At 43.4% G+C, this 25,898-nt stretch carries 21 protein-coding genes and 1 pseudogene; 3 read left to right on the forward strand and 19 right to left on the reverse strand.

Annotation, left to right across the window (positions count from 1 at the left end):
• Positions 1–107: 107 nt before the first annotated feature.
• The 9 genes and pseudogenes from LZF95_RS11085 to LZF95_RS11125 form a co-directional block, all read right to left on the reverse strand.
• Complete coding sequence (locus LZF95_RS11085) at positions 108–1,112, reverse strand: FecR family protein (RefSeq protein WP_233755065.1); 1,005 nt, start codon at positions 1,110–1,112, stop codon at positions 108–110.
• Positions 1,113–1,178: 66 nt separating this feature from the next.
• A complete protein-coding gene (locus tag LZF95_RS11090; protein ID WP_233755066.1) occupies positions 1,179–1,721 on the reverse strand; it encodes an RNA polymerase sigma factor in 543 nt (180 codons plus the stop codon).
• A gap of 487 nt (positions 1,722–2,208) precedes the next feature.
• Entirely contained in the window at positions 2,209–4,830 is a 2,622-nt protein-coding gene (locus tag LZF95_RS11095; protein WP_233755067.1) for an ABC transporter permease, read from the reverse strand.
• Positions 4,831–4,836: 6 nt separating this feature from the next.
• The gene (locus LZF95_RS11100; protein WP_233755068.1) at positions 4,837–5,175 is read right to left on the reverse strand and encodes a PadR family transcriptional regulator; all 339 of its coding nucleotides are present in this window, start codon (positions 5,173–5,175) and stop codon (positions 4,837–4,839) included.
• A gap of 230 nt (positions 5,176–5,405) precedes the next feature.
• Positions 5,406–6,080: a RagB/SusD family nutrient uptake outer membrane protein gene (locus LZF95_RS11105; protein ID WP_233755069.1), complete on the reverse strand. Its 675-nt coding sequence runs from the start codon at positions 6,078–6,080 to the stop codon at positions 5,406–5,408.
• Positions 6,017–7,006: a RagB/SusD family nutrient uptake outer membrane protein gene (locus LZF95_RS11110; protein WP_233755070.1), complete on the reverse strand. Its 990-nt coding sequence runs from the start codon at positions 7,004–7,006 to the stop codon at positions 6,017–6,019. Before LZF95_RS11110 ends, LZF95_RS11105 begins: the two co-directional genes overlap by 64 nt.
• A gap of 101 nt (positions 7,007–7,107) precedes the next feature.
• A pseudogene (locus LZF95_RS11115) lies at positions 7,108–9,306 on the reverse strand (SusC/RagA family TonB-linked outer membrane protein); the annotation flags it as partial.
• A gap of 8 nt (positions 9,307–9,314) precedes the next feature.
• Positions 9,315–10,124, reverse strand: coding sequence for a carboxypeptidase-like regulatory domain-containing protein (locus LZF95_RS11120; RefSeq protein ID WP_233755071.1), 810 nt, complete (start codon positions 10,122–10,124; stop codon positions 9,315–9,317).
• 278 nt (positions 10,125–10,402) lie between these two features.
• Positions 10,403–12,466 carry a helix-turn-helix domain-containing protein gene (locus LZF95_RS11125; RefSeq protein ID WP_233755072.1) on the reverse strand — a complete coding sequence of 688 codons (2,064 nt, stop codon included), beginning with the start codon at positions 12,464–12,466 and terminating at the stop codon, positions 10,403–10,405.
• A 215-nt stretch (positions 12,467–12,681) separates the two neighbouring features.
• Here LZF95_RS11125 and LZF95_RS11130 point away from each other — a divergent pair, with 215 nt between their 5' ends.
• Both LZF95_RS11130 and LZF95_RS11135 read left to right on the forward strand, forming a co-directional pair.
• Positions 12,682–13,236 (forward strand): ankyrin repeat domain-containing protein, encoded by a 555-nt coding sequence (locus tag LZF95_RS11130; protein WP_233755073.1) that lies wholly within the window; start codon positions 12,682–12,684, stop codon positions 13,234–13,236.
• Between the two features lie 4 nt (positions 13,237–13,240).
• A complete protein-coding gene (locus tag LZF95_RS11135) occupies positions 13,241–14,302 on the forward strand; it encodes an acyltransferase family protein (protein WP_233755074.1) in 1,062 nt (353 codons plus the stop codon).
• A gap of 555 nt (positions 14,303–14,857) precedes the next feature.
• On the opposite strand, the gene LZF95_RS11140 is transcribed toward LZF95_RS11135, so the two are convergent.
• From LZF95_RS11140 to LZF95_RS11155, 4 genes are all read right to left on the reverse strand, one after another.
• Positions 14,858–15,334, reverse strand: coding sequence for a very short patch repair endonuclease (locus tag LZF95_RS11140; protein ID WP_233755075.1), 477 nt, complete (start codon positions 15,332–15,334; stop codon positions 14,858–14,860).
• 569 nt (positions 15,335–15,903) lie between these two features.
• Positions 15,904–16,347, reverse strand: coding sequence for a DinB family protein (locus tag LZF95_RS11145; RefSeq protein ID WP_233755076.1), 444 nt, complete (start codon positions 16,345–16,347; stop codon positions 15,904–15,906).
• A 12-nt stretch (positions 16,348–16,359) separates the two neighbouring features.
• Positions 16,360–17,103, reverse strand: a complete 744-nt coding sequence (locus LZF95_RS11150) for an SDR family oxidoreductase (RefSeq protein ID WP_233755077.1) — start codon at positions 17,101–17,103, stop codon at positions 16,360–16,362.
• 8 nt (positions 17,104–17,111) lie between these two features.
• Positions 17,112–18,173 carry a branched-chain amino acid aminotransferase gene (locus LZF95_RS11155; protein ID WP_233755078.1) on the reverse strand — a complete coding sequence of 354 codons (1,062 nt, stop codon included), beginning with the start codon at positions 18,171–18,173 and terminating at the stop codon, positions 17,112–17,114.
• Between the two features lie 102 nt (positions 18,174–18,275).
• On the opposite strand from LZF95_RS11155, the gene LZF95_RS11160 reads away from it, so the two are divergent.
• Positions 18,276–19,715 (forward strand): PLP-dependent aminotransferase family protein, encoded by a 1,440-nt coding sequence (locus LZF95_RS11160; protein ID WP_233755079.1) that lies wholly within the window; start codon positions 18,276–18,278, stop codon positions 19,713–19,715.
• A 116-nt stretch (positions 19,716–19,831) separates the two neighbouring features.
• Here the strand turns inward: LZF95_RS11160 and LZF95_RS11165 are convergent, their stop codons facing one another.
• From LZF95_RS11165 to LZF95_RS11190, 6 genes are all read right to left on the reverse strand, one after another.
• On the reverse strand, positions 19,832–21,172 hold the full coding sequence (locus LZF95_RS11165) for a TRAP transporter large permease (RefSeq protein ID WP_233755080.1): 1,341 nt from the start codon (positions 21,170–21,172) through the stop codon (positions 19,832–19,834).
• 86 nt (positions 21,173–21,258) lie between these two features.
• Entirely contained in the window at positions 21,259–21,732 is a 474-nt protein-coding gene (locus tag LZF95_RS11170; RefSeq protein ID WP_233755081.1) for a TRAP transporter small permease, read from the reverse strand.
• Between the two features lie 4 nt (positions 21,733–21,736).
• Complete coding sequence (locus tag LZF95_RS11175) at positions 21,737–22,780, reverse strand: TRAP transporter substrate-binding protein (RefSeq protein WP_233755082.1); 1,044 nt, start codon at positions 22,778–22,780, stop codon at positions 21,737–21,739.
• Between the two features lie 167 nt (positions 22,781–22,947).
• The gene (araD1, locus tag LZF95_RS11180) at positions 22,948–23,961 is read right to left on the reverse strand and encodes an AraD1 family protein (protein WP_233755083.1); all 1,014 of its coding nucleotides are present in this window, start codon (positions 23,959–23,961) and stop codon (positions 22,948–22,950) included.
• Between the two features lie 36 nt (positions 23,962–23,997).
• Positions 23,998–24,792 (reverse strand): SDR family NAD(P)-dependent oxidoreductase, encoded by a 795-nt coding sequence (locus LZF95_RS11185; RefSeq protein WP_233755084.1) that lies wholly within the window; start codon positions 24,790–24,792, stop codon positions 23,998–24,000.
• 2 nt (positions 24,793–24,794) lie between these two features.
• Positions 24,795–25,877, reverse strand: a complete 1,083-nt coding sequence (locus LZF95_RS11190; RefSeq protein WP_233755085.1) for an enolase C-terminal domain-like protein — start codon at positions 25,875–25,877, stop codon at positions 24,795–24,797.
• Positions 25,878–25,898: the final 21 nt, after the last annotated feature.

Consider the following 25,898-nt stretch of genomic DNA (forward strand, 5'->3'; position numbering starts at 1 on the left):
ATTGTTTAAATGTGAGTTTAGACAAAAGGAAATGCTCCTGTAGACTTATCTATACAGGTCGTTTCTACCAGAAATGCGGGGGTGCTGCAACACTCCCGTTTTTTCTTTTAACAAGGCTTCCCTTTGATGATGATCATTTGGTTCTCGTTGAATTCGTATTCTACATAGCTGGCATATTTTAGGATTTCAAGAATATTTTTTAAGGTTTCATCGCGTTGTTTTAATGTCACTCTACAGTTTAGAATCCTTGGATCTTCCACCGAAAACTCCACCCCATACCATCTGCTTAGACTTTTCAGCACCTGTCCAAGTGTCTCGTTTTCAAAGTATATGTACCCCTGGGTCCATAATGCAATAGATTCAGGGTCAACTTTCTCCAACTCCATTGTGGAACTGGCATTGTCATAAATAACAACATCACCAACCTGAAGATTGACGGGATCCGATAACTGCACTGGAAAAGCCACCTGCACTGTACCTGACTTTACCGCAACTTCCTGACGCTTTTCATCCGGAAATGACCTGATGTTAAATGATGTGCCCAAGACTTTGGTTTCCAATTGACCCGAGGAAATAATAAATGGACGGCTTTTATCCGAGGTTACTTCAAAAAATGCCTCGCCGGACAGCATGATTTTTCTTGTACTGTCAGAAAATTCGACAGGATACGAAACTGAAGAAGATGAATTTAATCGGACTGTGGTTCCATCTGCCAGCGTAATCGTAGCTTTCTGGCCTTCGACTGTAGATTTGGTTACCATTTCAATACCTTTTTCAGGGCTAGCCCTGTAAAGCCAAAACGCCAATAATCCTAAACACATGATAATAGTGACGCTGGCAGCCCTGCCCCAACTCCAGCTTCTTTGCGTAATCGGTTTTACCCCTGACGAAGGAATATAGATACCAGTAATCACTTTCTGCCAAGCTGAATTTTTATCAGCAGAGTTAAATCCCTTAGATCCAAAAGTATTGTCGAGCTGTCCTAAAAAGCATCTGTACTCCTGGGCAAACTGAGCGTCATCCCTGAGTTTTTTTTCAAACTCAGAAACCTCCTCAGTGGACAACTGTTCAAGTAAGTATTTTTCAAAATATTCAAAATTTTCTAAACTCATGTTTCCCTGCATATACAGGCAAGACACAGTTTCAAATGAATTTGACTATTGAACTACTGAAAAATATCAGGAAAGATTGTTTTTTTCTTTAAGGCTGTTTATTACAGCCCTCATCTGGTTTTTTACAGTGCTTTCAGAAATCTGCAACGCTTCAGCGACTTCCGAATTTGAAAAGCCTGATTTAAGTTTTAGCTGAAGAATCAATTTCCTTCTATCTGGTAGGGAATTGGTGAAAAAGTCCAGCTTATCCTGGAATTCTTTGAACTCCATCTGTTCATCCGGTGATAGCTCAGTACTGATAAATACTTCAGAATAGTCCTCGTAATTCATCATTTCCACCTTTCGGCCCCGGAGATGATTGAGACAGGCATTTTTCACGGATTTATACAAGTATGCCCTAAGTGAACCTGTGATCTTTATCTGATGGCGCTGGTTCCAGAAGCGAATAAAAAAATCACTTACCAAATCCGATGACACATCGGATGGGCGAACATAAATGGTAGCGAAGTCACAGAGGCCATTATAGTATTTGTCAAAAATATATTTGAGCCCATCCGTATTATTACAGGATAGCTGAGCTAAAGCATCATTGTCTTCCTTATTCATCATAATGAAACAAATATACTTTTGTGCATCTTTGTTGGCCGAATTAAGAGATTAACAAATAGTTAAACTCCAAAGTATAAATTATATCCTATAAAATCCTGGGCCAATAAAACTTTTATTATGCTAAAGCTCCCTGTAATCGCCAATGGAATAATCCATTAGTGGGGTATCCAGTACCTTTTCTACCTTCCTGATACTTTTTATAAGTCTATAATCCTACTCAACTACTATCAGATTTACACTCATTTGATTATCAGTCAGAATGACCGAGCCGATAAATATCCTAATCCCAGCTGCATAAATTACATCCACCACTGCCCCTGCTGTTCCACCCGAAATGATGATTATCAATTCCCAGTAAACTGTTGGGGCTAGAGAGCAGCATCACCTTAATACCCTGGACAAACTCTATCCTGTCCCGTTAGCAGATTTTTCAAAGTATTTTATACAACTGCCTCGATCCGCAGACATTTGGTCGAAGCGAAGAACCTTATTCACTCTTCAAGCTATTGGCAGGGTTGCTCAGGGCTGCCTTTAGGCCGTGGATCCCTGAGGTGATCAGTCCAATTCCCAAAGTCAGGACGGCCGCGACCATTACCGCCCACCAAGGAGCCGAAATATGGAAAGCAAAATCCTCCAGCCAACTGCTCATCACATAATAAGCAATCGGTGATGCAAGAACAATGGCAATCAATACCAGACGCACAAAATTTCCTGAAAGTATATTGAGAACCTGAAAAGTCGATGCTCCCAGCACTTTTCGGATACTGACTTCCTTCAATCGCTGCTGAATCATATAGGAAGACAATCCAAACAAACCCAGACAGGCCAATACTATGGCACAGGTGGAAAACAGGTTCATCAACTTGCCCAACTGCATTTCGGACTGGTACATTCGATCATAATCCTCATCTAGAAAATGGTAAGAATATGGTCGTTCGGGCAATATTTTCTCCCAGGTTTTCTCAATGAAACTTAAAGATTCAGGCATATTTTCCCCATTGATCTTTACCAGTAACCTGCCGCCCCAAGAGGCTGAAAACAACACCAATGGTTGAAGGTCATTTCTTAAGGATTGGAAATGAAAATCCTTGACTACTCCTACTACAGTACCCTGTTGGTTTAGAATCATTTCTTTCCCTATAGCCTCTTCAGGACTCCAGCCGAATTTACCAGCCGCACTTTCGGTCATGATATAATGGAATTCCTTTTTCTCCCAAGGTTCTATTTCTGTCTGCCGGATATGTTGTTCTGTAAAATTGGTTCCTGCGATCACTTTCAGCCCTGTAGCTGGTATGAAGTTTTCATCTATCGGATTGGCATTGACAGAGATCACCTCATTTTCAGGTCTGGTCGGCAAATTCATGCTGTATCCGCTATTGATATTGACCGGACTGGAGGCAGCCCTGGAAACTTCAAGAATCTGGGAACTGGCTTTTAACTCCTTTTTCAATGTGTTGATTTTCTGAAAATCAGTGTTCCAGCCTATCGGCAAAGAAATAATATGCGCCCTGTCATATCCCAAATCCCTGCTTTGGATATAGTTGAGCTGACCCTGTACTACCAAAGTGGCGATGATCAGAAAAACTGAAATCCCAAACTGGAACACCGTGAGTGATTGCTGGAGCCACTTTGCAGAAGGAGTGTTTTTGAATATTCCTTTCAAAACCTTCATGGGCTGGAATTTGGACAAAAAAATCGCCGGATATGCCCCCGCAATCAAGCTCAGCCCCAGGGTAAGGGCCAATGTAAAAGTCAAAAACGTAAGTGACAGCAAGTCCCCAAGCATTAATTCTCTATCAATAAGATTATTGAAACTGGGCAATACTAGATAAACAACTATAAAACTGGCAACTACAGACAGGCCACATAACAGAAATGACTCTCCGATAAACTGCCAGAATAGCTGGGATTGTCCGGCTCCTGAGACTTTTCGGATCCCCACCTCCTTTGCCCGCTCCACAGATCTCGCCGTGCTCAAATTGATGTAGGTAAAACAAACGATCACCAAGATCAGCAATGCAATCCCCGCAAGCATGTAGAGGTACTTGATATGGGTATTGGGCACAAAATCCGAATAAGGAGAGTACAGGTGTACCCTGTCAAAATGCTCTAAAGTAAAATTGATTGTCGCTCCCAAATCCGCTGACTCCTTTTCCATAAATGGCGGCAACTTCTCCGCCATACTACCAAAGGAACTTTCATCCTGCAAAAGCACATAAGTTGTGTAGTTTGCATTCCAATAAGATTCCTCTTGATTCACGCCCAGAGAAGAGAAAGAAGCCAGAAAGTCGAATCGAAATTGGGAATTATAAGGATAGTCCTCCATCACCCCGGTCACTTCATAGACTGTTTTATTATCCCCCACCTCTAGAGCCTGACCTACTGGATTAGATTCTCCAAAGTACTTTTTGGCCATACTTTCAGTCAAAACTACTTTTCTGGGGCCATTTAGGGCAATTTTTGGATCCCCTTGGATGATCTTGTAAGCAAAAGCATCGAAAAAAGTAGAGTCCGCATACATGAAACCCGCTTCCGTAACAGGATTTCCGCCAAGTTGCAAAATCGCGGAAGATTGATTCATGCGGATAGCTTTTTCCACTTCGGGAAATGTCCTCGAGAAGACAGGAGCTACTTTGGTACTGGTGAATGTTCCTTTTGAGCTTTCTTCTCCCCCATCAAAGGAATATTCCATGACCACCCTACCGATTCTTTCAGCATTGGGCTGAAAGGTATCGTAACTCATTTCATGTTGGATAAAAAGAGCGATCAGCATACATGAGGTGATCCCCACGATAAGCCCCAGCATATTGATGATGGTGGCGGCTTTGTTCTTCCAGAGTGTCCTTCTGGCTATTTTAAAATTGTTTCGAAACATGTCAATATGGTTAGTCTTATATTCTTTGCTATTGATCCCAATGATCCCCGGTCGGAAGAGCAGTAGCACATCCCGGACAAAACGCAGGTCAGCCCTGAGCTTACCTTCTTTCTGAAGCCGCTCATGGTATAGTTCAAATAAATCCCCTTCTATGGAAGCGAGCAGATCCTTATCACAAAACCATCTGAAAAATCGCTGAGCTAATCCGGGTGGTTGTGTTCCCTTCTTTCCCATAGTCTCTTAGCCCATTTTTAGATTCCATACGACATCGGGAATAGCTTTCCAAAGATCCTCTCTGGTCCGACGGGTAAATTGCATGGCTTCCTTGCCCAAAGCCGTGATCTGGAAATATTTTTTTGGTCTGCCCGCCCGCTCATGGGTGCTCTCGCCTTCCCTTGATTTTAAGTACCCTTTGTCCTCCAATCGTTTTAGCGCAGTTTGCAAAGCTCCTACACTGACACTGCGCTCCAGTCTTGATTCAATTTCAGATTTAATTGAAACTCCATAAGCTTCGTCAAACAGCACACCTACCGTCAGCATGACGACTTCCTCGAATTCCCCCAATTGATATTTCTTCATGGCAAAACAATTGATTCCTAATTGTAGTATTAAAAAATTGTGCCACGTTGAAAAACGCTTTGTACAACCGGTTTAGGGCTATTTCAGTCTTTAAGAAAAACCAGAAGTGTTCGGTTTTGTTCGGTTTTGGAACATTGATATAAGAATACATTTTCACCCAGCCGCCTAGAATCAGTCAAAAAAAGAGACGGGAAAAAGTCCCCGTCTCTGTAGATAAAGCTAAACTGCAATTAATCGTTATACCCAGGATTTTGGGTCAGTTTAGGATTCTTGTTCATTTCATCATTCGGGATTGGAAATAATGTCCTGCTGTCCGCCTGGGGATGGGGAGAATGGTTGAACCAACTTTTGGTCTGAAAAACTCCAAACCGGATTATATCCTGCCTCCTGTGGGCTTCGGCGGCAAACTCCCAACCCAATTCATCAAGAAACCTACCAAATTCAATGTCATCCCCACCAGTCCCTGTGACGGTACCATCCTCATTCTGGATACCATACTGGTAGGAGCTTCCCTGAAGAAGCTCCGCTCCCGTTACCACAGCTTTTGACGGATCGGTTGCAAGAAACGCGCGCTGTCTAACTTCGGTCACTAAAAGGGCAGCTTCATCTGCACGTCCCGTTCTCAACAATGCCTCTGCTTTCATCATGAGCACATCTGCATATCTCAGCATCGGAAAATCATTATCCAAAGACCCGGTAGCTCCCTGCTTGATGGCATATTTCCCTATTCTGGCACCTTGATTTGATTCGGTTCCAGCCATACTCGGCACCTTATTTACATAAGTGATGACCGGCTCTCCGGTAGAAGCATGCAGTTGCGGACCTAAAAGCCACGTGTCACCTAGCCTTGTATCATTGGGGTCATACGTATTAATAAACTGTGGCACTGCACAGTTACCCCCCACGGCCCTGCCTGCATGTTGTACACAAATCTACTTAAAGGATCCAGTGTTTTCATATGCACAGTATTTCCGGTACCATAGATTTCATCGTAAGGTATCGCAAAGATGATTTCAGGAGAATTATGGTTCTCCCAGTTGAAAATATCGGAATAGTTGTCATCTAAGGCGTAGCCCGCTCCACCCATAATCACTTCATCACATGCATCAATACATTCTTGCCAGGCAGCCTCACCTATATACACCTCCGAATTAAGATAGATTTTAGCCAGTAAAGTCTGAACTACCCATTTATTAAATTGTCCATAGGTATTGTTCACATCTTCGCTTAGCATGGGCATAACTTCCTTCAATTCGTTGACAACAAAATCATAGACTTCTTTTCTGCTTTTCTGCTCGGGCAAAGAAACATCTTTGAAATCTGTCACAATCGGCACATTGCCGTGATTGTCCAAGAGCAAGTAATATGCAAAGGCCCTTGCAGCCCGTAATTCAGCTATTACAGCCTCCTTTTGATCTGTGATGGGTATCTCCCCTTCTTCAATCTGAGACATCACCCTATTGGCTGTAGTGATGCTACGGTAAGCACTCTGCCAGATATTTGTTGGCTGCCATTGCAGGGAAGTCCAGTTGTGCTGATGCATACGCAGATAGGTACCACCATCATACCATCCGTTTGGCCTGGCAGGGGTTATGATGATGTCTGCTGATTCTTCCTGTGTGTCAAAATACCCCTGCCAGCCCATCATCAATCCTCTAAAAGACCCATATACGGGCGCTATTATAGAGGGTATATCCTTTTCGGTTGGATTGAAATTGGTAGCCAGTACTTCGGAATATACTTCTTCGTCAAGATTTAGACAGGAATTTAGCCCCAACGAAGCCAATCCGATCACTAGTAACTTAATTGTATTATTTCTATTGATTTTCATGTGTATATAATTTGATTTTATCGGTCACATGGAATCTCGCATGTACTAAAATCCCCCCTCAGTCTATTGCCAGCAACATGCTCGATTTCATACTGTTCAGATTAAAATGTGAGATTTAGGCCCAGTGTGTAAGTCCTCGTAGTGGGATATTTATCCCGTTCGTCATTGCCTGGATCAAAACCGGTGATACTCACTCCCTCTGGATCAATTCCTTTGTAATTGGTAATCGTAAACAGATTAAGCCCAGAAGCATACACTCGTGCATTTCTTAGGAAAGCAACCTTCGGAAAGGTATAGCCTACCGTAAAATTGTCTAATTTGAAGTAATCTCCTTTTTCGATATAATGGCTCACCAATGCCAAATCACTGTTCAAGCGCTCCCCATAAACTGGGTCGTATGCCGTTTCCAACATATTATAGGCCGGATTATAAGGGTTTTCATAGAACATCCTCTGAAAATTGAGAATCTCGTGTCCGAAGGCACCCCTAAAATTGAATTGGACATCAAAACTCCTGATTTGGAAGCTATTGTTGAAGCCAAGGATATGGAGTGGGATGCCATTGCCATAAAACTGCCGGTCTTCCTGTGAAGCCGTACTGATCGGTATGGCCTCCCCTTCGGTATTCTCTATCAGCCACTCTCCATCCGGAGTCACACCTACAGTTTTCCATAGGAAAAACCTTCCGATAGGCCCGCCCACTTCTACCCTGTGGGTATAATCCTGTATTGGCTCACCGGTATAGCCCGCTGTGAAAAAATCATTTGTAGCCTCAAACTGGTCATTCGATAAGGACACCAATTTGTTTCTGTTAGTGGAATAAGTGATGTTCGTGTTCCATGAAAAACCAGGCTTTCTGATGGGTGCCAGGTTCAATAGAATCTCCAACCCATCATTTTGCAAGACTCCCGCATTGATGGTCATTGAGCCTGTAAGGTATGGAGGAACCGGCACGGGGAAATTGTATAACAAATCGTTGATATCCCTTCTGTACAGATCTATTGATCCACTTACCCGATCATTGAAGAAACTATAATCGACACCGAAGTTGATCTCCTGTTTCTTTTCCCATTTCAGATCAGGATTGAAATTCCGGGCTGGGATAAATCCCTGAACCCATTCTCCTCCGATATATGCTCCATTTGCTCTGTTGAAATCATAACTAATCTGGGATAAGTAAGGAGAATTGGCAATGGTTCCGGTCACCCCATAACCAAACCTCAACTTGATTTCCCCTACATTTTTCAGATCTCTTAGAAATGGCTCATTGCTGATTTTCCAGCCCACCGACGCAGCAGGAAAAGTACCCCATTGGTTATTTATCCCAAACCTTGAAGAACCCTCTCTTCTCATACTGGCCATGAAGAGGTATTTATCCTTGAAGTTGTAAGTAGCCCGACCGAAGAAGCCTGCAAGTTGCCACCGGTTTTTGGAACTGCCCATACCTGCCTGGCCAGCCTGTAATGCCCCACCTGCCCCAAGATTGTTCCACTTGTATAAGTCAGTAGGAAAATCCCAATTGGAGGCAAAGAAATCCTCATAAGTCGCATCTTGCCAGCTATATCCACCCAATACCGTGAAATAATGGTCACCGACGGTATGATTGTAATTGGCAGTCAGTTCCATCAGGTTTTCATTATAGGCACTGGTAGATCTCGAAGCAGTCCCATTCTGATTATTGAGTCTTGTATTGGTGTGTTCAAAAGAGGTGGCGTAACCAGTCAGGTTACTATTTTGCACGTTGGACACCATCATTTTTAAATCCAGATTATCTACCGGAGAATAAGTAAGACTACCATTTACTCTCATCTCCTTGGTTTTGGACTCTGAATCCGCCTCATAAATTCTGGAAATAGGGTTTTCATAAAAGTATCCGTCCCTTTCCTGCCAGCCTCCATCTTCAGTTCTCACCCGGTCTGTCGGGTTCCTGATGATGGCCTGGCGATATGCGTAACCATCCGCTCCCCCCTGATCTGAAGTAAACACCCTGTTGATGATCTGGAAATTTGCCCTTAGTTTATCATCATACATACTGTGGTTCATATCCGCCCGGATGTTAAACCGCTCTTGATTGGAGCGCAAAAAAATCCCTTGCCAATTTCGGTAATTGACTGCAGCAGTGTAATTGGTGGTCTTATTTCCGCCTGTAAAACTTAAATTATGGTTCTGGCTGATGGGACTTCTGGTCATCTCGTCCACCCAATCAGTATTCCCCCCATAATCAGTATAAGGAATACCCTCTTCAGCGATCAATCTTCGGTAATCGTCCCCATCAAGGAGGTTCAGTTTTCTGGCAATTTGCTGGACACTTACATAAGCATCATAGCTGACAGTGTTTCTTTCCCCTCTGCTACCTTTCTTGTGGTAATCAAGATCACACCGCCTGTGGCCCTAGTTCCATAGATTGCCGCTGCGGAGCCATCTTTGAGCACATCGATCGACTCTATATCTTCTGGTGGAACGGTATTGAGTGTCCCAGGGATTCCATCTATCAGCACCAGAGGATCCGACGTACCGTTGATACTGTTGATTCCCCGAAGGTTGATTTGTGTGCCAGCACCTGGATCACCGCTTGGAGTAGTCACCCGCAAACCAGCTACTTTTCCCTGGATTAACTGCCCAGCGTCTCTAACAGCACCTTTCACAAAATTCTCTTCCTTTACGCCGGCGATAGAACTGGTGATATCACCCTTTCTGGTAGTTCCATATCCTACTACCACCACTTCATTCATGGAGGTAAGCTCTGCTTTTAGTGTGATTGAAAGTTCTTTGTCTGTATAGACTTCTACTTCCTGCGGGGCAAAACCTATAAAACTAAATACCAGGATTGCCCCCTGATCCGGTATATCTATGGTGAATTTACCATCGGCATCTGTAGAAACACCTCTTGTGGTTCCTTTTACCAGGACTGTGACGCCCGGAAGAGGTAAATTATCTTCATCACTGAATACCGTGCCGCTGACTGTCAACTCTTCATCTGGATCCAGATTGTAGCCATCATAGAAGCGTGCGGAAGTCTTGTCTCCAATGTCAGCGGCGGCCACATATGGAGGATAAAGCATACTTCCAAGGTAACTTAGCATAGCCAAAAAGACCATCCTTTTTGTAAATAGGTTCATAGGCAAAATTTTTAAGTGGTTAATAAAATTTACTGAACAGATAATTTTTCAATCATTTAATCCAGTAGAATATTTTAAAATTAGGCCATCTCTTATTGTGAAAAATTAACTCATTTATCAAAAACAGACTCTATATTGACCAAAAAACAGATATAGGCTAAAAATTTGATCAAAATACCTGCATAAATTTATTTCAATATGCGAAAATCTACTGTGAAGGGAGGAGCTTTTGGTCTATTACTGGCGTATTGCAGCCTGCCCTATTTAAAAATCCGCACTTACAGCAATCCCTGCTCTTCCAGTCGAGCTCTGGTTTCAGCATTATGACGCCAGAATTCATCCTCTACTCCTGTCCAGATCTCTTTGAACTCAGGATGGTTTTTGATCTTGTCCGCCATGGGATCCTTATTCAAAAACAGGATAACCCAATACTGGATATTATCCTCTTTGCCAAAAAGTCGAAAATGTTCCAGCGCCTTGTCGAAATCCCCTTCATGGGCATAGTACATAGTCAATCCCAGATTTTTGTACACTGTTTGGTCTTTATCCAGATAGTCCCGATAGCTCTCGATAAATCTTCTGCCCTCTTTCATTTTCCCCATTTGCTCATACACCACGCCGATCAGCATGTTTTCGTGTACATACACGTTCAGGTTATTCTCCTCTCTGAGGCGGTTGAAGCGCTCATAGTAGAAATAGGCAGAATCGTAGTCTCTCAGGTAATAACTGACTTTCCCCAGATCCTGAAGAATATCAAAGCGAGAGGTATCTTTGTCAAATTCGATTTTCAACAATTGACGGGTATGCCTTAGATTGGAATCCTGCGCATAGCTGATAAAGGCCTTTACATAACGTGAATACAAGTTGCCCGAGAAATATTCCAAGGATTTATCGATATAATAGCCCGCCTCTTCCACGAAGCCTGTTTGGATCAAAGCATTACCCAATCTTAAATAAAAGTAGCTGGTAGCCACGGAATCATTAGACCCGGCATCCAGCTGCACACCTTTTAGCGCATACTCCAAGTATTTTTCGGTATCGGGAAGATAATTGGCATAAAAGTCAGCGAGCAATCCGATGATCAAAGAGGAATTGGGTCTGTATTCCAATCCTCTTTCCAGAAACGGTAAAGCTTGGCCATATTCCTTTTTAAGCAGGTAATACATGGCTTTAGCAATGAGGCTTTCGCCTAAGGAAGGATCGTAAAGCATAGCTTTATCAGCATATACACCCAACTGTTCTAAATGGACTTTTTCTGCCCTGAACATATCATAGTAATAAAATGCCATTCCGGCACAGGCATAGGCTAAGGCAAACCTTTTATCTTCTTGAATGGCTTCTTCAAAAAACCGAACGGATTCAAGCAGATTATCATCCCCACCTTTATTCAGCAGATCCAATCCCTTCATAAAGGAGTCGTAGGCTTTTAGGTTCTCTGTGGGCTCTTTTTCAATCCTGGATTTCTCTTCAGGAGTGATGACCGCCTGGATTTCCTTAGCTATGTCCTGGGATATTTCCTGTTGCAGGGCAAAAATATCACTCACCTCTCTTCTATACTGTTTACTCCACAGATGGCGATCCTTTGCTCCATCAATAAGTTGGATGTTCAAGACTATTTTATCTCCCACTTTCTGTCCGCTTCCCTCTACCAAATAATTCACATTCAGCTCATCTGCCATTTCTGGAATGGATTTATTGATGCCTCTGTATTTTTCAGCGGAAGTCCTGCTCAGCACTCTCAGGTCTTTGATCTTCTGGAGATTGTTCAGCGTGGCCTCCATCAACCCATTGATGAGGTAAACATTGGAAGAATCGGCGCTGTCGTTTTTGAAAGGCAGCACTACGATGGACTTTTCTCTGGTGAGTTTTTCGGCAAAATAATCCCGGCTCATCCAGATCAATCCCAGCACTACCAACAAGAAAACCCCCACCGATGCCAGTATCCATTTCCGGTTAGACAGTTTGGCAACGGGCTGCACTGAGTCTTCCTCCGTCACAGATTCGGTGCGCTTGCCCACTTCTCCTGGAGGATAACCATAATACTCCCGGAAGCATTTGATAAAATAAGAAGGACTGTTGAAGCCAACTTGATGGGAGACTTCGGAGACGTTCCCAGAACTGCTGCGCAGGAGTTCCATTGCCCGCTCAAGACGAACCTGGTTGATGAATTGACTCACTGAAAAACTGGTAGTCTTCTTGACTTTCCTAAGCAGATTGGATCTACTCATGTGCATCTCATCTGCCAACTCAGCCACCCCAAACTCCTCCTCAGCGATATGCAAGGTGATCTTTGCTATCAACTGATCCAAAAACTCTTTGTCCTGAGTAGTCAATTCGGGCATATTGTCTATCAATTATAAATTTTCTATTGGGGTTTGCCCAAGCTTCCAAAAAGTCTGTTTAAGTATTGAATGTAGGCTTTTTGCGTCATTTTTTATAGGCCTGCGTCATAATTGCTATCCAAATGATAAAAGCTTATGCTTTTGGAAGCATGTCTGTTTAGTGTGGCCAAAGTCGGTGATTTTACTTTGTGACATTCAAACAAATCAAAATTCCAATGAAAAAAACTGTATTTCAATCCCACATTTTCGCCGCGTTTATTATGACGATGCTCACACTAGTCTCATGCAGTACATCTTCTTCCAAAAAAGAAGGTGCTCCTGACATAGACCTACACACAGCAGTAGTCACCGACAATATAAATGCCGTAAAACAGCATATCGAGGTCGGAAGCAACCTGAATGAGAAAGATCCTTTTGGCGGGTCAAGTCCATTGATCACTGCGGCCATCTTCGGAAAAAAAGACATGAGCATTTTGCTCTTGGATGCAGGAGCCGATATCAACTTCCAAAACAATGACGGTTCCACAGCACTGATTTCCGCGGCGTTTTTTGGACGTCCGGAGATAGTCCAGCTTTTGCTGGAAAGAAAGGCGGACAAAACCATTAAAAACAAATACGGCACTACAGCTTATGACAATGTATCAGCGCCATTTTCAGAAGTCAAAGAAGTCTATGACATCATGGGTGGGATGCTGGAACCCATGGGACTCAAACTGGATTATGCCTATCTGGAGAAAATCAGACCGGAAATCGCAAAAATGCTGAACTGACCCCATGGAAAACCCAAGAAAGAGTATCAGCAGACGACATGATATCGATTGGCTGAGAGTGATCGCCATAGGCCTACTCCTGATCTATCATGTTGCCATAGGGTTTCAGTCCTGGGGCAGAATGATCGGTTTTATCACATCAGATGAACCATGGGCTACCTTGTGGTGGCCCATGGCACTTCTGAATATCTGGAGAATCCCCCTCCTCTTTTTTGTCTCCGGCATGGGGGTTTATTTCGCCATGCAGTCCCGTACTTGGAAGCAGTTGATAAGGGAAAGGACGAGAAGAATTTTGGTGCCCTTCGTCTTTGGTATGTTCACAATAGTTCCACTACATCTCCTGATTTGGCGTTGGTACTATGGTATGGAACTGAAGTATTCCTGGGCTCCGGGCCATCTGTGGTTTTTGGGAAACATCTTTTGTTATGTTGTCCTTTTGAGTCCGCTCTTTTATCTGATCAGGAAAAATGAATCAGGAAAGTTTGTGACCTGGATGAAACATGTTCTGGGAAAGCCCTGGGGACTGTTAATCGTGTTGGCCGCTTTGGTAGCCGAGGCAATTTTGATTAATCCCCTGCCTTTCGAGCTGTATGCAATGACCTGGCATGGATTTGTTCTCGGATTATTGGCTTTCTTTTTCGGTTTTTGCTTCGTACTCAGCGGAGATCCATTCTGGAAAATGATCCAAACCTATCGATGGATATTCCCCATTGTAGGAGTTTTGTTGTTTGCCTATAGGTTAATTCAGTATTCAAGCTTTCCTCCTTCCTACGTACTTGCCATTGAATCCTATTCCTGGATTTTGACTGTGTTCGCTTTTGGCAGTCTTTACCTCAAAGGCTCTGGCAAGACCCTATCCTATTTGAGTCAGGCAGCTTATCCTATCTATATTCTGCATATGATATTCCTGTATCTGGGGTCCACGTGGGTGTTTCCTATGGCTATTCCCGTCCAGCTACAATTTGTATTGGTAGTTTTGGCGACGTTTGTGGGCAGTTTTGGCACATTTGAACTGATCCGCCGGATACCTGTTATCAGACCTCTGTTTGGGTTAAAGTCAGGATAAGCCGTATTTAGCAGGAGTCGCTGGATTATGATACTGGTCACTGCCAGCCATTTCGATGACTGGAATATTTACATGAAACAGATGGGACGAGCGATCTTCAAGAACTATGAAACTATTTCGAATCGATATTCAAAAAAAATGCGAATTTGATAGTTAAACGGAAGATTCCATCGGCACCTGATCCGGATCAAAGGACTTTTCTTCTAGACCATAGGCCTAATATGTCTCATTCAGGAATCTCACCAATGAGGCTTAGGATATAGGGAATCAATGTCGATATCCTTTCAGATGCCTACCAGGATCAACTGTTCCCGTTTTTGGGATACGTTATAAAAAATCGCTTTCAGCATTCTTTAGTCCAAAGGCTTGTAACCGATCTCGTCCAGAGTGGATTTCATGCCAGCAAGAGTTCTACCTCGTCATGGTTCAGTAGGCCACGGACATTCTCTCCTACACAGATCAAGGGTCTCACCTCGCCCAGTACCTTTGCAAATTCAATTCTCTAGAGGAATAGACTAAAGCCACACTCCGATCGATGATACCATGTTTGCATGTTTATTCAGTGTATTGGTCGAGATAAGGCAACACATTTCCGAGTATAGTACCGAGTTCTTTTTTCACCTCAAAATCCCAAAACCTCAATACCGTCCAGCCTTTCGAACGGTAATAAGCATTGACCTCCAGATCCCGTTCCATGTTCCGCTCAATCTTTGCGATCCAGAATTCCCGGTTGGATTTGATGGTTTGTTTTCTGTGTTCCCAGTCGTACCCATGCCAGAACGACCCATCGACAAAAATTACGAGCTTGTATTTCTTCAGGCTGATATCGGGTTTGCCGGGGAGTGCTTTCTTTGGGGATTTGTATCGGATGCCTGCATGCCACAGCGCTTTCTTAAGGAGTTTTTCAGGTTTGGTGTTTTTGCCCTTGATCCTGGACATATTGAGGGAATGGGCTTTGGTGGTGTAGAAGCCGTTCTCCTCGCAAAACCGCGGTACTGCTGTCTTGGGTCTTATGTAAGGGGTGTTTTTCAACGCGTTAAGGTAATGAGCAGATTAGTTTGTCTTGTAGTTTTTGATCGTAATTGAGGAGTAATGGTTGTCCCTTATCAGGATAACTTTAAGGATTATTATGTTCTCTGCACCTTTTTAATTCCTTCCGATAACTTTGAGGTGTTTTTTATCCGTCCTTTTTCCTTGACTTAATGGGGGATTAAGCGTTAATAAGGGCATGCTTAAAAACGCCAGTAATAGATCAAAAGCTATCATGTTCAATGATTAGCCTATTTTTCATGCGAGCGGTTTTTCAGCAAGTGCAATGTTTTTGACGAAAAGAGGTCTTTATCCTGGTATCAAAAAATCCCAAAACCGGGATTTTCATGCTAGCCCCAGCCATGCCATCTTCTACGTTGGCCTCATTCGAAGTGTAAGCATACATCTTCACTCGGCCGCCTTGAACCTGCCTTGCCGGTAGGCCCGCCTCCCGGAGGGCAGGCAGGGCTGGTATAGCTGAGACTTTTTCAGCAAGCCCTAATAAAATATCCGGTAGTGCTGAGCGTAAAAGATCAATATGCTACGGTGTATTAATCTAGCTAACTTCGAATTCACTTTTTAAAATGAATGTAATCGGAGCTAATAGGTTCCAATCCCTTTTTACGCATCAGCATGGCAATCTGCCCCCGGTGATAGGTGGAATGGTTGACCAGATGCATGAGGACATCCAAGATCCTGCTTTCAAATCTGGCTCCGGAGAAATTCCGATATGAAATCATTTCCTCTACTTCCCTGCTGTCCAGCACGCTTTGGATTTCTTGATTGAGCTGCTCATTTCTTTCGGAAAAGGATTCAATAGGGAAATCATCCCAGGGTTTTATATTCGGTTTGTTTTGCTTGATCCTGTCTATCCAGACTTTCTGGGCATTCAGGATATGATTGGCAAGTCTGCAAATCTCAGTATCCAGCTGGTGATTATAGGACTGAAAACGCTTACCCAGCTCCTTATTTATTTGATAATTGTAATCGAAAAACTCCCTTATAAATTCTTTCATAACTATGACCAATTATAATCCTCCACTTACATCAATAAAACTTCCCGTAGTAAATGATGCCTTGCTTGAAAGCAGCCAAAGAATAGCCTCCGCTACTTCATTCGCTTTACCGCCTCTTTTGAGCGGAATCTTTGATTTCAAACGTTCCACCCGGTCAGACTCTCCTCCCGAAGTATGGATATCGGTGTAAACCAAACCGGGACGGACAGCATTCACCCTAATACCTTCTGCCGCAACTTCTTTGGCCAACCCAACGGTAAAAGTGTCAATAGCTCCCTTGGAAGCGGCATAATCGACATATTCAAAAGGGGAGCCGGTTTTAGCCGCAATTGAAGATACATTGACGATTGCTCCCCCCATACCTCCATATTTTATAGACATACGGGTTACCGCTTCTTTTGCACATAATATCGTTCCTATGACATTGGTTTGCATTACCCGCATAAGACGTTCACGATCCATACTCTCTACGCTCATCTGTGGCTCAAGTATTCCGGCGTTGTTTACTAATCCATAAATGGGTCCGCATTCCCGATCGATCCTACTAAACATGTTAACTATCTCATCCGGTTTGGAAATATCTCCCTGTATCACGAATGCTTTTGACCCCAGACGTTCAATCTCATTTGCGACTACTTCAGCTCCCTCCTTATAGTTGAGGTAATTCACAACCACCGAATAACCGGATTTAGCTGCAAGCAAGGCGGTTGCCGCTCCGATTCCGCGGCTGGCTCCGGTTATTACTATTGTCCTCATCGTATCCGCTATATAATTTCATTCCAACCGTGGCGATCTGGAGCAAGTCCTGCCCTGATGTCTTGCAGTTGTTCTTTCAAGGTAATAAAAAGACTGGAATCCTGAACCGAAGGGAAATAATCATGACCGTTAATCCCAATCCTCTCTATGGGAGAAATTACTGCCGCAGTCCCTACCCCGAATGCTTCGATTTTCTTTCCCTCTTCAAAAGCGGCAACCAACTCCCTGTAACTTATTTTCCGCTCTTCTATCGGAATACCCAAATCCAGTGCTATGGTCAAGATGGAATCCCGGGTAATCCCTTCCAGAATACTTCCCGTCAATGGCGGCGTGACCAGTGTTCTATCGATCACAAACATAAGGTTCATCGTGCCGGATTCCTCCATGTATTCATGATGAATTCCATCTGTCCAGATCAACTGGTCATATCCCTGTTGGATGGCAAGTTGGGTGGGAAGAATCGCCGCCGCATAATTCCCTCCGCACTTGGCATCTCCTGTTCCTCCTTCTACTGCCCGCACAAATTCCGTCTCTACCTTTACACTGACATTTCCCTCATAGTATTTGCCCATAGGCATACATACCACCATAAAGCGGTATTCTCTGGCCGCTTTCACACCCAGTCTGGGCTCAGATGCAAATACAAAGGGGCGAATATAGAGAGAAGAATCTTTTGCGGAAGGAATCCAGTCTCTCTCCAAATCAACAAGTTGCCGAATGCCTTGCATGAAGAGGGATTCGGGAAGCTCAGGCATCCCCATGCGGCTCAGCGAGCGGTTGATCCGTTGATAGTGCTTGTCCATTCGGAAAATACTAATGTCTCCACTTGGCTGGCGATAGGCTTTGAATCCTTCAAAAACTGTCTGCCCATAATGCAGGCAGAGGGCCAAGGGACTTAGGGAAATCATGGAAAAGGGCACAATTTCAGCGTGGATCCATTCCGAATTGCCGTAAATCGCCTGAAGCATATGGTCAGTGGGATTTTGGCCAAACACGATGTGGTCAAAGTCAACTGCGCCAAGTCCTGAATTAGGATTTTCGGTTACCGGTAAAGAAGTAAAATCAATCATTGTCCAATAGGTTTTGATGTATAACAAATCTGAAAAAAGATCAGGAATGAATACAGATACAATTTTACTATTTTTGATAGGTACAGTTTAAATTTCAAACGTATGTCACAGCAATTCATCTATCAGAACATAGCGCAGACCATAGAGCATCAAATCAAAAAACAGGTCTTTAAGATCGGGGACAAACTCCCTTCTGTCCGTAAAATCTGCAGGGAACAGGGAGTGAGCATGAATACGGCCCTGAACGCCTATTATCAGCTGGAATCAAAAGGCCTGATAGCCTCACGCCCTCAAAGTGGATATTATGTTGTGTATTCCCATCATAAGTTTCCAGAAATACCCGAAATCAGCCAGCCCGTTCAGGATGAAGGGGCGGACAAAACAGAGCAATTGATTGCCGATGTTTTCTCTGTATTGGGAACGGAAACGAATGTGAACTTTTCACTTGGAGTACCTGATCCAAAACTTCTGCCTGTTGCAAAAATCAACAAGTCGCTGACCCGGGCTATCCGCGAAATGCCCCATAGCGGAATAATGTACGATAGTATCCAGGGAAATCAAAAATTAAGGAACCAGATAGCTAAAGGTTCTATCTCATGGGAGGGAACCTTGACTGAGGACGACCTGGTCACCACTCCTGGATGCATGGGGGCATTATCCTACAGCCTGATGTCCATCACAAAGAAAGGAGATGTACTGCTGACAGAAAGCCCGGTATATTTTGGTGTTTTGCAGCTGGCGCAAAGCCTTGGCCTGCAAGTGGTGGAACTCCCTACTCATCCTGATACGGGAATTGATATAGATATATTGGAAGAAACACTGAAAAAGCAAAATGCAGCAGCCTGTCTGTTGGTCAGCAACTTCAACAATCCCACAGGAAGTTGTATGCCTGATTCACATAAGGAAGCAGTGGTAAGGCTATTGGAAGATCATCACGTTCCCTTGATAGAAGATGATTTGTACGGAGACGTATATTTTGGAAACAAACGCCCGAAATCCTGCAAAAGCTTCGATAAAAGCGGGAATGTGCTCTGGTGCGGATCAGTGTCCAAAACGCTGGTACCGGGTTATAGAGTTGGCTGGATAGCTCCCGGAAGATTCAAAGAAAAAATCATCAGCACCAAACTCTACCAGTCGGTTTCCTCTACTGCCATTGTTCAGGAAGCAGTAGGGAACTTCCTCGAAACGGGCAGGTATGAAAACCATTTAAGGAAATTGCGGCACACCCTACATGCCAATTCCATCCAATACCTCAAGGCAATAGGAAACTATTTTCCCGAGGGGACCAAAGTAAGCAGGCCTACGGGAGGTTTTCTGATCTGGATTCAGCTAGATCCCAACGTGGATACTGCAATCCTATTTCAGCAGGCCCTCAAATTCAAAATCTCCATCGCACCAGGCAGGATGTTCACCTTACAAAATCAATACAGCAACTGCATCCGTCTAAGCTATGGATTAGTATGGGACGAGCGGATTGATGAATCTTTGAAAGTCTTGGGTATGCTTGCCAAGCAAATGAGTAACAGACTACTTGTTCCATAATTGCACTAGATAGAAATCCAGCCTGAACATCAGAAGGGGTTAAAAATCAATAATAAACCCGATTAAAAGAAAATTAGACCTAGTATCTCGATAGATTTATAACCAGCTAATACACATTAGTTCATCAAGGATGGAAGAAAAGTAGAAACTGGCGGATAATAGGTGATCAGTAACTGTATGAACAGCATCACCACCAAAAACTTTAAAATAAAGGGAGTGATTTTCGCTATGGAGGTCTTTCCTACGGCACTTGCGACAAAAAGTGTAGAACCTACAGGCGGAGTGACCAATCCTATAATCATATTGGATACAACCAAAATCCCAAAATGGACAGCATCTAGTCCTGTATCCATCCCCATAGCGTGGCTGATCGGTATTACCACTGGGACAACTATCAACAAGCCAGGGCCTGCATCAATGAACATCCCCAAAAGCAACAGCGTGATGTTCAGAAAAACAAGGATTACAATTTTACGTGCTTTAAGTGCCGTCTCAGGACTTAAATCAGAACCAAAGAGGCTAACCACCTGGTCACTGAGTCCCAGCAGTCCTTCTGTCAGTGTTTCGGGAACTTTGCCGATAGCCAAGGTCCATGCAAACAAACTTGCACAGGCTATCAAGAAACTTAAAGCGGCGGTGGTCTTCGCAGATGAAACCAGGATTTCCGGCAAGTCTTTTATCCGCAGTTTTCTGAAAACAAAGAAGCCTACTACTCCAGCATATACCACAGCTACAGCCGAAGCTTCGGTCGCTGTGAATACTCCTCCCATAATCCCGACAAATATTATAAGCACTAATAAGATCGGGAAGAAAGATCCTATCACACTTTTTCGGATCTCTTCAAAATCAGCCTTTTTCTCCTTCACTATATCCATTTTCTTGGTCATAAGAACTGATATCAGTATCAGACCTAGCCCCACAAGTATGCCGGGGACAATTCCTGCAATAAACAGTTTCTCGATGGATACATTTGCCAGCGTACCATAGATCAGCAATAAAATACTGGGAGGTATCAATGCTCCTGTAGTTCCTGAGCAGGCCGTTAGCGCAGTCGCAAATGCCCTGGAATATCCATTCTTCTCCAATGTGGGAATCATAATACCTCCAATTGCAGCCACTGTGGCTGCAGAGGCACCGGATACAGCACCAAACATCTGGGAAGATACAGTGGTAACGGCAGGCAAGCCAATTCTATGATGCCCGATAAATGCTTTGACCAAACGGATTAAACGCTCAGACAGCCCTCCGAAATTCATCAGTTCACCCGCCAATATGAAAAATGGGACAGCCAAAAAAGAATAAAAAGTAGATAAAGATCGGGTAGTTTCCAATCCAACCATAATAGGATTTACCCCTTCAAAAAGCAGTGCTGCCAATGAAGATATCAGCATAGAAAACGATACAGGAACATCCAGAAATATCAGTATCAAAAAAACGATAATCAAAACAGTTCCCATAGTTATAATAGCTTTTGTTAGGTAAGTTTAGTAAGATTCGTGCTACTGATCAGATATGCAATTGAATGGAGAGGAGACAAGTCTTTTCATGAGTTTTTCCCTTGTGACCTATCCTCATTAAATTCTTTCATGGTTAGGCGGACTGCATAGAATAGCATCAGCAAACAGCCGACAGGACATATCACATACACGAATGCGCGGGAAATCTCCGTAGCAGGCATAGTCCAATAGCGCACGTTCCAGGTAACAATAGTGCTGAAATAGAGCAGGATTAAGATGGAAAGTATTGAAATTAGTTGCTGCATTAACTTAAAGTACCTTTGCGCAGCACCGCTAATCCTATCCGTCAAAAAATTAAGGACGTAATGGGATTTATCTTTCACAGCCAATGCTGCTCCGATGAAAGTCAGCCACACCAATAGAATCTGAGCCAATTCATCAGCCCAATACAATGAAAACTGGAGTGCAAACCTGCAGAACACATTAGCTGCGACTATAACAACCATGGCCGCAAGGATCAGTATTACAAGTTTCCGGACAAGTCTATCTAATAGAACCATATTATCAATAGTTTTTTATCGTTTCGTAGAGAGAATAAGAAACTTCCGGGTAACTCTTGAAAAAATTTGCATACACAGGGTCAACAGCTTCTAAGAAAACAGATTTATCTTCCACCTCATTGATTCGTACGCCTACCTCTTTGATTTGGCTTAGTGCGTCCAGGGTTGTCTCCTCCCATATGGAATTGAATACAGGAATAATTTCATGGGAAATCTCTTCTATTCTGCGTTTATATTTAGGGTCCAAGGATTCCAACCAATCGCTGTTTGCTATCAAGACATGCTGATCTGTCGTATGTTCGGTAAGTGTGAAGCAACTGATTCCTGCTTCATGGTATCTTGAGGAAATAAATACCTTGGCACTGTTTTCCGCACCATCCACCACTCCCGTCTTTATCCCCTGATATAATTCTGAAAAAGGAAGAGGTGCTGCACTTGCTCCCATGGCATTGATCGTACTGATCATAGTAGGGCTTTCCATTACCCTGATTTTTAACCCCCTTAGATGCGCTGGGGAATTTGGGCAAGGAATGTCAGTGGAATACTTATAAAACATATTGCGAAAGCCAGCACTATAAAACCCCAGACCCTGAAGATTATGTTTAGCCAATTTCAGCAAAATTTGCCTACCCGGCTCACCGTTTAAAACACGCTGATGGTGGGCTTCATCCTTAAATAAATACGGAAGATTGAGTAACCCAAATTCAGGTTCTATCGCAGTGACGACAGCGGTGTTCACCTGCATCATTTCCACAACCCCAAAATATCCTGCCTCCAATAATTGTCTTTCTGATCCTATAGAACCCTGATCATAAAACTCCACCTCTATCTCACCTTCTTTAATGTTATCTTTTGGACTTGCCTTCTCCAGTTCAGTTTTAAATAAATTGGACACTTCCCATATTTTGGTATCCGCATTCAGTTCTAGACCTAGTCTAAACTTCAGCCGGACAGTATCATGGCTCGCTTCTTTTTCCTTTGGGCTACAACCTCCACCCAAAATCGTCATCAGCACAGCCAGATAAAATATTCTACACAAGGTTTTCATGGATTACCGGAAAGGGATTCTTTTTTTAACATATCCTTGATGGTTTATACTTAGAATCATGGTGTTGTTATTGTTTTGGTTTTATTTCCATAGACTGTTAGTTTTTTTGTGATATTCAATGAGCTAGAGTTTGTTGATAAAGGCGCATCGTACAAGCACTTCCTTTGCTACAAAGCGGAAATCTCCGGTGGATCCTGTTTATCAGGATTTATAATCTTTACCGAATTCTGTAAGGCTCTCCCGAGGCCATTCCAGTTGATCGACATCCTGTCACCATTTTCCAGCTTGATTTTATTGCCAAAGCTAAAGGCGTCTGCTCCGAAAAAGTGAACATGTGCCTGTAAAGGGATCCGATGTGAATCGTACTTGAAATGATGGAATTCAAGATTTGCGAGGTTATGGCACATATTCTTTTGACCAGAATTAATGGTCGAACGCCAAATACTCTCACCATCCCTTATAATAGACACATCACCGGAATAACTTTCAAAATCCGCATCAATCACCGCCTCAGGACCGATAGAGCATTCTCTGATTTTAGACGGTGCCAAGTAGAGGTAATTGGTTTTTTCCATCACATGATCCGAAAATTCATTTCCTGTACTGAAACCTATCCTCCATGGTTTACCAGCTCTATCAATAATATAGAGCCCGACAATTTCAGGCTCTTCTCCTCCATCATTGGCATAATACGGCACTGACAAAGTTTGGCCATGAGCTCTTAACACAGACCCGTTACCTTTATAGAACCATTCCGGCTGTACCCCGGTGTCACCAGGAGCAGGTGAACCACCTTTTACACCCATTTCATACATCAGCAAACTATCTGTAGGCTTTTCCTCCAAATCACCGTGCATCATCTGCCGGTTCAGAGCACTGTTGTGATGGGTCAGACCGGTGCCTGAAACCATACAGTAAAAAGGTGAATCAGGATGATCAAATGATGGAAGAAGTTTCCAATCACCTTCTCCATGATATACTGAAGAATAATCAATGGACTCATTTGACAAGCTTTCAAGGATAAGCTTCTTTAAATTCTGCCTATTGTCTGAGGCACTTAAGGCAAGTTCATACACAGAATTATAACCTGCCAAAAACACCAATTCTGGCTCTTGAACCAATGCGATCCTCCTGCCATGAGAGGAGTGAATTACTTGTACAAGTCTTATTTGGTTTTCCATAATTAGGATTTTGATGAGAGTTAAGGACTATGGGTACTATTGTGCAACCCAGCCACCATCGATAGAAAATCCTGCCCCGGTGACATAACCGGAAGCGGGACTTGCCAGATACAGAGCCATCCCCCCGATCTCATGGGGTTGTGCCCATCTTCCCATGGGGATTTTGGATATAAATGCATCAAACTTCTCTTTATCATTTACCAGTGGGAGGTTGAGTTCTGTAGCAAAGGGTCCGGGTAAAATGGCGTTGACTGTAATTGCTTCTTTGGCCAGTTCCATGCCCAGTGATCTGGTCAATTGGAGTATGGCACCTTTGCTGGTAGCATAAGGAGTCCGCTCCGGAAAAGCAGTCAGAGAAAGCATGGATCCAATGTTGATGATACGGCCATAGCCATGCTCCTTCATTATGGGAACTACAGCTCTACAAGCCAGCCAAGCTCCCGAGACATTCACTTCCTGCACTTTGTTAAAGTCTTTCAGGGAAATCTTCTCTATCGAACCCCGTATATTTATCCCGGCCGAATTAATGAGAATATCTATTTTACCAAATCTCTTAACAGTTTGCGATACCGCTTGTGCCACGCTTTCCTCGTCAGTAACATCACAGGCCTCACTCATTGTCTCTACGCTATATGCTTCCCGGATAGAGGCAGCTGCCGCTTCATTTTCCTTTATATCTCTTGCTGCCACACAGATAGAGGCTCCTGCTTCCGCCAAAGCATTGGCCATAGCCCTTCCCAGTCCACGGTTACCTCCAATGATGAGTGCGGTCTGCCCTGTTAGCTTAAAAAGCTCCAGAACACTTTTGTTGTTGTTTTTAGCTGTAGTCATGTTTATTCTGTGATTTCAAACTGGTCAATAAATTCTTCTTTAAGGGTGAGACCCACGCCTGGTAATGAATCATCAAGCTGAAGACAACCATTTTCGGCTATAGCTTCTCCATCGAAAATGTACCAAAACAACTCATTCCCAACTTCGATTTCTGTCTGGGGAAAATACTCAGCCATAGGACTCGCAAACGAGCTCATTACTACATGCAGATTGTGCATCTGCCCTCCATGTGGAATCACATCTATTCCATGCGCATGGGCTAGGGTGCATATCTTTTGGGCTTCTGTGAACCCTCCCACCCTATTGGTATCAAACTGGAATATGTCCAGTGCTTCTGCCTGAATGAGGTCATGAAATCCATAGCGGGTATATTCGTGCTCTCCTCCGGAAAGTGGTATTTCGGTGTTTTTTCTAAGCTTTGAGAAATTGTGGATCTCATCCGGAAGCAAAAGTTCTTCTGCCCACCTCAATCGATAAGGCTCCAAAGCTTTCAGAAATTGCCTGGCATAGGAATAATTAAATCCCATATAGGCTTCCAGCATTATTTCCACTTCATCACCTACAGCTTCACGCACTACCTTCACCATTTCCACATTTTTCCGCATACCCGCAGCGCCTTCGGTAAGGGGATACCCGCATCTCAATTTCATACCCAAGAATCCTTCGGACTTGTAGTGCAACGCCTCTTGCTGGAGACTGTCAAGATCCCTGGTATATAGCCTGCTGTAGTAAGCGGGAATAACTTCTTTAGTCCTTCCTCCCAGCAGCATAAATACCGGCTGATTCATATGCTTTCCTTTGATGTCCCAAAGTGCTATATCCAAAGCACTTATTGCAGCCAATGCAGCTCCCTTTCTTCCATAAGCAACAGAAGACCTGTACATTTTCTCGAATAAGTATTCTGTATTAAGCGGATTTTCTCCTATTAGCAGCTGCTTTAATTTGGAATCAATAATGAATTTGCAAACGTCCGGACACAGTCCTGCATTTCCGTACCCCACATGGCCTTCATCTGTGTGTATTTCTACTACAAGCCAGCTGAAAAAGCGGAAAGGAGCCTGAGAGTCTTTTTGAAAAGGCAGCATGCTTAGGGGTGTTGCAAAAAT

Origin of the sequence: Algoriphagus sp. AGSA1, from assembly GCF_021390545.1 — a bacterium.
In the GTDB taxonomy this organism is placed as follows: Bacteria; Bacteroidota; Bacteroidia; order Cytophagales; family Cyclobacteriaceae; genus Algoriphagus.

What these genes read in the sequence shown, in the direction of transcription:
- LZF95_RS11095 (WP_233755067.1), bottom strand. Translation starts at nt 4,830, where the DNA reads ATGGGAAAGAAGGGAACACAACCACCCGGATTAGCTCAGCGATTTTTC.
- LZF95_RS11110 (WP_233755070.1), bottom strand. Translation starts at nt 7,006, where the DNA reads ATGAAAATCAATAGAAATAATACAATTAAGTTACTAGTGATCGGATTG.
- LZF95_RS11175 (WP_233755082.1), bottom strand. Translation starts at nt 22,780, where the DNA reads ATGAAAACCTTGTGTAGAATATTTTATCTGGCTGTGCTGATGACGATT.
- LZF95_RS11130 (WP_233755073.1), top strand. Translation starts at nt 12,682, where the DNA reads ATGAAAAAAACTGTATTTCAATCCCACATTTTCGCCGCGTTTATTATG.
- LZF95_RS11120 (WP_233755071.1), bottom strand. Translation starts at nt 10,124, where the DNA reads ATGAACCTATTTACAAAAAGGATGGTCTTTTTGGCTATGCTAAGTTAC.
- LZF95_RS11185 (WP_233755084.1), bottom strand. Translation starts at nt 24,792, where the DNA reads ATGACTACAGCTAAAAACAACAACAAAAGTGTTCTGGAGCTTTTTAAG.
- araD1 (WP_233755083.1), bottom strand. Translation starts at nt 23,961, where the DNA reads ATGGAAAACCAAATAAGACTTGTACAAGTAATTCACTCCTCTCATGGC.
- LZF95_RS11160 (WP_233755079.1), top strand. Translation starts at nt 18,276, where the DNA reads ATGTCACAGCAATTCATCTATCAGAACATAGCGCAGACCATAGAGCAT.
- LZF95_RS11170 (WP_233755081.1), bottom strand. Translation starts at nt 21,732, where the DNA reads ATGGTTCTATTAGATAGACTTGTCCGGAAACTTGTAATACTGATCCTT.
- LZF95_RS11090 (WP_233755066.1), bottom strand. Translation starts at nt 1,721, where the DNA reads ATGATGAATAAGGAAGACAATGATGCTTTAGCTCAGCTATCCTGTAAT.
- LZF95_RS11100 (WP_233755068.1), bottom strand. Translation starts at nt 5,175, where the DNA reads ATGAAGAAATATCAATTGGGGGAATTCGAGGAAGTCGTCATGCTGACG.
- LZF95_RS11165 (WP_233755080.1), bottom strand. Translation starts at nt 21,172, where the DNA reads ATGGGAACTGTTTTGATTATCGTTTTTTTGATACTGATATTTCTGGAT.
- LZF95_RS11085 (WP_233755065.1), bottom strand. Translation starts at nt 1,112, where the DNA reads ATGAGTTTAGAAAATTTTGAATATTTTGAAAAATACTTACTTGAACAG.
- LZF95_RS11125 (WP_233755072.1), bottom strand. Translation starts at nt 12,466, where the DNA reads ATGCCCGAATTGACTACTCAGGACAAAGAGTTTTTGGATCAGTTGATA.
- LZF95_RS11135 (WP_233755074.1), top strand. Translation starts at nt 13,241, where the DNA reads ATGGAAAACCCAAGAAAGAGTATCAGCAGACGACATGATATCGATTGG.
- LZF95_RS11145 (WP_233755076.1), bottom strand. Translation starts at nt 16,347, where the DNA reads ATGAAAGAATTTATAAGGGAGTTTTTCGATTACAATTATCAAATAAAT.
- LZF95_RS11190 (WP_233755085.1), bottom strand. Translation starts at nt 25,877, where the DNA reads ATGCTGCCTTTTCAAAAAGACTCTCAGGCTCCTTTCCGCTTTTTCAGC.
- LZF95_RS11155 (WP_233755078.1), bottom strand. Translation starts at nt 18,173, where the DNA reads ATGATTGATTTTACTTCTTTACCGGTAACCGAAAATCCTAATTCAGGA.
- LZF95_RS11150 (WP_233755077.1), bottom strand. Translation starts at nt 17,103, where the DNA reads ATGAGGACAATAGTAATAACCGGAGCCAGCCGCGGAATCGGAGCGGCA.